Below are 6,605 nucleotides of genomic sequence, written 5' to 3' on the forward strand. Positions count from 1 at the left end.
CGCCGGTGACCACGCCCGTGGTCGCCGCGTCGATGCTGTTGGCCTGGGTGACGGTGGCCGTGTCGGTGATGGTCACCGGCTTGCCGGCCAGGTAGGTCGCCGCGCCGCCCGCCGCCAGGTTGGCCGCCGTGTCGGACACCGACGCGTAGGTCAACGTGCCCGTGGTCGCGGTGTCGATCGCCGTGAGCTGGGCGATGGTCGGGGTGTCGGTGATGGTGACCGTATAGGCATTGCCCGTGCCGGTCAGGCCGGCCAGGGCCGCCGCCGTGCCGCTGATCGTCGCCGTCACCACGCCGCTGGTCGCGGCGTCGATGGTGTTCAGCTGGCCGACCGTCGCCGTGTCCTGAACGGTCACGTCCTTGCCGGCCAGATACGTCGCCGCCCCACCCGCGGCCAGGTTGGCCGCGGTGTCGGAGACCGTGCCATAGGTCAGCGCACCCGTGGTCGCCGCATCGAGGTCGGTCAGCTGCTGAACCGTGGCGGAACCGAAGATCGTCAGGTCCTTGCCCGCCAGGTAGGGTGTCGCGGCGACCGAGACGAGGTTCGCCGCCGTATCGGCGATGGCCGTATAGGTCAGCGTGCCCGTGGTTGCGGCGTCGATCGCCACCAGCTGGGCGACCGTCGGCGTATCGGTGATGGTGACCGCATAGGCATTGCCGGTCCCGGTCAGCGCCACGAGCTGCGCAGCCGTGCCGCTGATCGTGGCCGTGACCACCCCGCTGGTCAGGGCGTCGATGGCATTCAGCTCGGTGACCGTCACCGCCCCCTGCACGGTGACATCCTTGCCGGCCAGGTAGGCGGCGGCGCCACCGGCCGTCAGGTTCGCCGCGGTGTCGGAGACGGTGGTGTAGGTCAGCGTGCCGGTGGTCGCCGCGTCCAGGTCCGTCAGCTGCTGGATGCTGGCCGCATCCTGCACGGTGACGTCCTTGCCGGCCAGGTAGGTGGCGGCGCCGCCGGCCGTGAGGTTGGCGACGGTGTCGGACACGGTTGTGTAGGTCAGGCTGCCGGTCGTGGCGGCATCGATGGCCGTGAGCTGGGCGATGGTCGGGGTGTCGGTGATGGTGACGGCATAGGCATTGCCCGTGCCGGTCAGCCCGGCCAGCTGTGCCGCCGTGCCGCTGATCGTCGCCGTCACCACGCCGCTGGTCGCGGCGTCGATGCTGTTCAGCTGGCTGACCGTCGGCGTGCCCTGAACGGTGACGTCCTTGCCGGCCAGGTAGGTCGCCGCACCGCCGGCGGTCAGGTTCGCCGCCGTGTCGGAGACGGTGGTGTAGGTCAGCGTGCCGGTGGTCGCTGCGTCCAGGTCCGTCAGGTGCTGGACCGTCGCGGTGCTGGTGATGGTCAGGTCCTTGCCGGCCAGGTAGGTGGCCGCACCGCCCGCCGTCAGGTTGGCCGCCGTGTCGGAGATCGCCGTGTAGGTCAGGCTGCCGGTGGTCGCCGCGTCGATGGCCGTCAGCTCGGCGATGGTCGGGGTGTCGGTGATGGTGACGGCATAGGCGTTGCCCGTGCCGGTCAGCCCGGCCAGGACCGCCGCCGTGCCGCTGATGCTGGCCGTCACCACGCCGCTGGTCAGGGCATCGACGGCATTCAGCTCGGCAACCGTCGCCGCGCCCTGCACGGTCACGTCCTTGCCGGCCAGGTAGGTGGCGGCGCCACCGGCCGTCAGGTTCGCCGCCGTGTCGGACACCGCCGTGTAGGTCAGGCTGCCGGTGGTCGCCGCATCGATCGCCGTCAGCTCGGCGATGGTCGGGGTGTCGGTGATGGTGACGGCATAGGCATTGCCCGTGCCGGTCAGGGTGGCGAGGGCCGCCGCCGTGCCGCTGACCGCGCCGGTGACCACGCCCGTGGTCGCCGCGTCGATGCTGTTGGCCTGGGTGACGGTGGCCGTGTCGGTGATGGTCACCGGCTTGCCGGCCAGGTAGGTCGCCGCGCCGCCCGCCGCCAGGTTGGCCGCCGTGTCGGACACCGACGCGTAGGTCAGCGTGCCCGTGGTCGCGGTGTCGATCGCCGTGAGCTGGGCGATGGTCGGGGTGTCGGTGATGGTGACCGTGTAGGCATTGCCCGTGCCGGTCAGCCCGGCCAGGGCCGCCGCCGTGCCGCTGATCGTCGCCGTCACCACCGCCGTCGTCGCGGCGTCGATGGTGTTCAGCCGGGCGACCGTCGCGCCGCTGGTCACGGTCACGGCGGTTGCGGTGGCGAGGTAGTTGTCCGGGTCGCTGGAATTCGCCGCCTCGGCCGCCAGTATCGCCCCGGTATCGGCCAGCGCGTTCCAGGTTACGGTTCCGTCGGTGACCGACTTCACGGCGATGATCTGGGCGATGCTCGCGCCGCCGGTGAAGGTGATGTCCTTGCCGCTGGTATAGGTGCCCGCGCCGCCATTCGTCGCGGCATCCGCGGCCAGGTTGGCGGCCGTGTCGGCCACGGTGGTGTAGCTCAGCGTGCCGGTCGTGGCAGCGTCGATGGCGACGAGCTGCGCGATGCTGGCGGAGCCGGTGGCTGTCACGTCCTTGCCGGTGATGTAGGTGCCGGCGCCCGAATTCGTCGCCGCATCGGCCGCAAGGTTGGCGGCGCTGTCGGTGACCGACGCATAGGTGATGCTGCCCGTGGTCGCCGCATCGATGGCGGCGAGCTGGGCGATCGTGGCCGCATCCGTCACCGTCACGGTGTAGGCGTTGCCGCCCGCCGTCAGCGCCGCCAGCTGTGCCGCCGTGCCGCTGATCGTCGCGGTGATCACGTCGCTGGTCGCCGCGTTGATGGTGTTCAGCTGCGTCACCGTCGGCGTGTCGGTGACCGTGACGGCCTTGTCCGTCACATAGACGCCGGTGCCACCATTGCTGGCTGCGTCCGCCGCCAGATTGGCCGCGGTATCCGACACCGCGGTATAGGTCGGCGGAATGGTGGAGGCGGAATCGATGGCGGTGAGCTGGGCGATCGTGCCGGCATCCGTCACCGTGATGGTGTACTGGCTGGTGCTGCCGGTCAGGGTGGCGAGATCGGCCGCCGTGCCGCTGATGGTGGCGGTGACGACATCGCTGGTCGCGCCCTCGATCGTGTTGAGCTGCGCGACGGTCGCCGTGCCGGTGACCTCGACCGGCTTGTTGGCATAGTAGGTGGCGGCGCCGCCGGCGACCAGGTTCGCCGCCGTGTCGCGGACACTGGCATAGGTGATGGTGCCGTCGGTCGCCGCATCCACCGCCTGGAGCTGGGCGATGCTCGGCGCATCGGTGATGGTCACGGTGTACTGGTTGCCCGTGCCGGTCAGCCCGGCCAGGGTCGCCGCCGTCCCGCTGGTCGTCGCGGTGATGACGCCGGCACCCGCGGCAACCATGGCGTTCAACTGCGCGACGGTCGCCGCATCCGTGACGCTGACCGTCTTGCCGGTGAGGATTCCGCCCGTCGCCGCCGCCAGGTTGGCGGCCGTATCCGTCACCGAGGCATAGGTAGGCGCGATGCTGGATGCCGCGCCGATCGTCTGCAGCTGCGCCACGCTCGGTGAGTCGGCGAGGGTGATGCTGTAGGCATTGCTGCCGGCATTCAGCCCGACCAGCACGGACGCGTTGGCATTGATGCTGGCGGTCACCACGCCGGTGGTCAGGGCGTCGATGGCGTTCAACTCGGCGACGGTGGCCGCGCCGCTGACCGTCACCGCCTTGCCGGTCAGGTAGGCGGCGGCGCCGCCGGCGGTCAGGTTCGCCGCGGTATCGGTGACCGAGGTGTAGGTCAGCGCACCCGTGGTTGCGGCATCGATGGCCTGCAGCTGGGCGATGCTGGGGGAGTTGGTGATGGTGACGGCATAGGCATTGCCCGTCCCGGTCAGCGTGGCCAGCTGGGTCGCGGTATCGCTGACCGACGCGGTGATGACGCCGGTGGTCGCCGCATCGATGGCGTTCAGCTCGGCGACGGTCGCCGCGCCGGTGACCGTGATGGTCTTGTCGGTGACCCAGGTCCCGGCGCCGCCATTGGTCGCCGCATCGGCCGCCAGGTTCGCCGCCGTGTCGCTCACCGCCGCATAGGTGATGGCGGAAGCGCCGGCGGCGTCGATGGCGGTCAGCTCGGCGATGGTCGCCGCACCGGTCACCGTCACCGACTTGCCGGCCAGGTAGGTGGCCGCGCCCGCATCCGCCAGGTTCGCCGCCGTGTCGGCCACCGCCGTGTAGGTCAGCCCGCCGGTGGTCGCCCCGTCGATCGCCGACAGCTGCGCGATGCTGGCCGCGTCGGTGATGGTGACCGTGTAGGCATTGCCCGTGCCGGTCAGCGTCGCCAGATCGGCGGCGCTGCTGGTGACCGAGGCGGTGACGATGCCGGTGGTCGCCGCATCGATCGCGTTCAGCTGCGCGACGCTCGCCGCGCCGGTGACCGTGATCGCCTTGTCGGTGACCCAGGTCCCGGCGCCGCCATTGGTCGCCGCATCGGCCGCCAGGTTCGCCGCCGTGTCGCTGACCGTGGCGTAGCTGAGCGTGCCGGGGCCGGCGGAATTGATCGCGGTCAGCTGCGCCACCGTGGCCGCGCCCGTCACGGACACCGTCTTGCCGGCCAGGTAGTCGGCGGCGCCGCCCGCGGCCAGGTTCGCCGCGGAATCGGTGACGCTGCCGAAGGTGACGGTACCGACCGTCGCCGCGTCGATCGTCTGCAGCTGGGCGATGCTGGCGGCACCGGTGACGGTGACGGCGTAGTTGTTGCCCGTGCCGGTCAGGGTCGCCAGCTGGGCCGCCGTATCGCTGACCGAGGCGGTGACGACGCCGGTGGTCGCCGCGTCGATGACGTTCAGCTCGGCGACGGTCGCCGCGCCGGTGACCGTGATCGCCTTGTCGGTGACCCAGGTCCCGGCGCCGCCATTGGTCGCCGCATCGGCCGCCAGGTTGGCCGCGGTGTCGCTCACGCCCGTATAGGTGAGGGATGCCGGCCCCGCGCCGTCGATGGCGTTCAGTTGCGCAATGCTCGCGGCATCCGTGACCGAGACCGCCTTGCCCGCGATGACGGTGGCGGCCCCGGCATCGGCCAGGTTCGCCGCCGTGTCGCTCACCGCCGTGCAGGTCAGGGTGCCGGTGGTCGCCGCGTCGATCGCCACGAACTGCGCCACGGTGGCGGCGCCGCTGATCGTCACGTCCTTGCCGGTGATGTAGCGGCCGGCGCCGCCATTCAGCGCCGCATCCGCCGCCAGGTTGGCGCCCGTGTCGGTGACGCTGGCATAGGTCAGGGTCCCGGTCGTCGCCGTATCCACGGCCGCGAGCTGCGCGAGGCTGGCGGTGCCGGTGAAGGTGACGTCCTTGCCGGTGACATAGGTGCCGGCGCCGCCATTGGTCGCCGCATCCGCCGCCAGGTTGGCGGCCGAATCCTGCACCGCGGTGTAGGACAGGGACCCGGTGGTGGCGGCATCGATCGCCGCAAGCTGCGCCAGGCTCGGCGTGGTGGTGATGGTGACCGTGTAGGCATTGCCGGTGCCGGTCAGCGTCGCCAGATCGGCGGCCGTGTCGCTGACGCTCGCGGTGATGACGCCGGTGGTCTTCGCATCCAGCGTGTTCAGCTGGGCCACCGTCGGCGCGTCGGTCACCGTGACGGTATAGGCGTTGCCGGTGCCGGTCAGCCCGGCCAGGGTGCCGATCGTGCCGCTGATGGTGGCGGTCACCACGCCGGTGGTCGCCGCGTCGATGGCGTTCAGCCGGGTGACGGTCGCGCCGCCGGTCACCGTCACCGCGACGTTGCCGGTCACGTAGCGGCCGGCGCCGCCATTGCGCAGCGCGTCCTGGGCCAGGGCGATGGCATTGTCCGCCACCGTGGTGTAGCTGAGCGTGCCGGTGGTCGCCGCGTCGATGTTGAAGAGCTGGCTGACCGTGGCGGCGCCCTGCACCGTCACCGTGACGCTGCCGGTGACATAGGTGCCTTCGCCGCCATTCGTCACCGCATCGGCGGCCAGGTTCGCCGCCGTGTCGCTGACCGAGGTCCAGGTCACCGTGCCGGTGGTCGCGGCATCGATGGCGGCCAGGTTCGCCACCGTGGGCGCGCCGCCGGTCAGCGTCACGTCGTTGGCGTCATTCCCCCCGATGCCCAGGAAGGCCAGCGCCTCCGCCACGCTGTAGGGCGTGCCGAGCGTGCCGTCACCAGGGACCGCAGCTTGCGGATTGACATAGATGGCCATGGCGTCTGCAGCCTCGCTCGGGTAGCCGGCACCGGGGTGCCGGAGCGTGATCCGGGTTCGGCGGCAAACTGCATGCCTCAAGCTTGATTTTCGGTTTAGGGCGGGAACGCTCCGCATGCAGGAGGAGCGATGCCGGGCCTGCACCGCTTCAGGAAGGCTTCACGCCTCGCGCATCGTGCCGCGCCCCGGCCGGTCAGGCCGCGGGCCAAGGCGCGCGCCGCTGCCTCGCCGATGGCCCGCGCATCCTTCACCGGCACCGGGCGCCGATGCGCGGCATGGGCGTGCCGGGCGAAACCGGGCGACCATGGCGCCGTTCGGTCGCCATCGCCGGGACGGTCACCGGGCGATGGCGGCGCAGCTTCGGCCGATCCGGCCGGGGCCTGCCGGCATGGGCGGCGGTCACGGCGGCCGCGCCTTCCCGGCGCCGCCCCGGCAGGGCGCGCGGCCGGCGGCACGGCACCAGGCCGGG

The 6,605-nt window shown here is 71.6% G+C and carries 1 protein-coding gene; it reads right to left on the minus strand.

Annotated elements, in window-relative coordinates; all coding sequences use genetic code 11:
* A partial coding sequence (locus E2C05_RS33425; protein ID WP_158292385.1) for a beta strand repeat-containing protein occupies window positions 1–6,136 on the minus strand: 6,136 nt, incomplete at its 3' end.
* Between the last annotated feature and the right edge of the window lie 469 nt (window positions 6,137–6,605).

The sequence above is a fragment of the Paracraurococcus ruber genome (assembly GCF_004353985.1).
GTDB lineage: Bacteria > Pseudomonadota > Alphaproteobacteria > Acetobacterales > Acetobacteraceae > Paracraurococcus > Paracraurococcus ruber.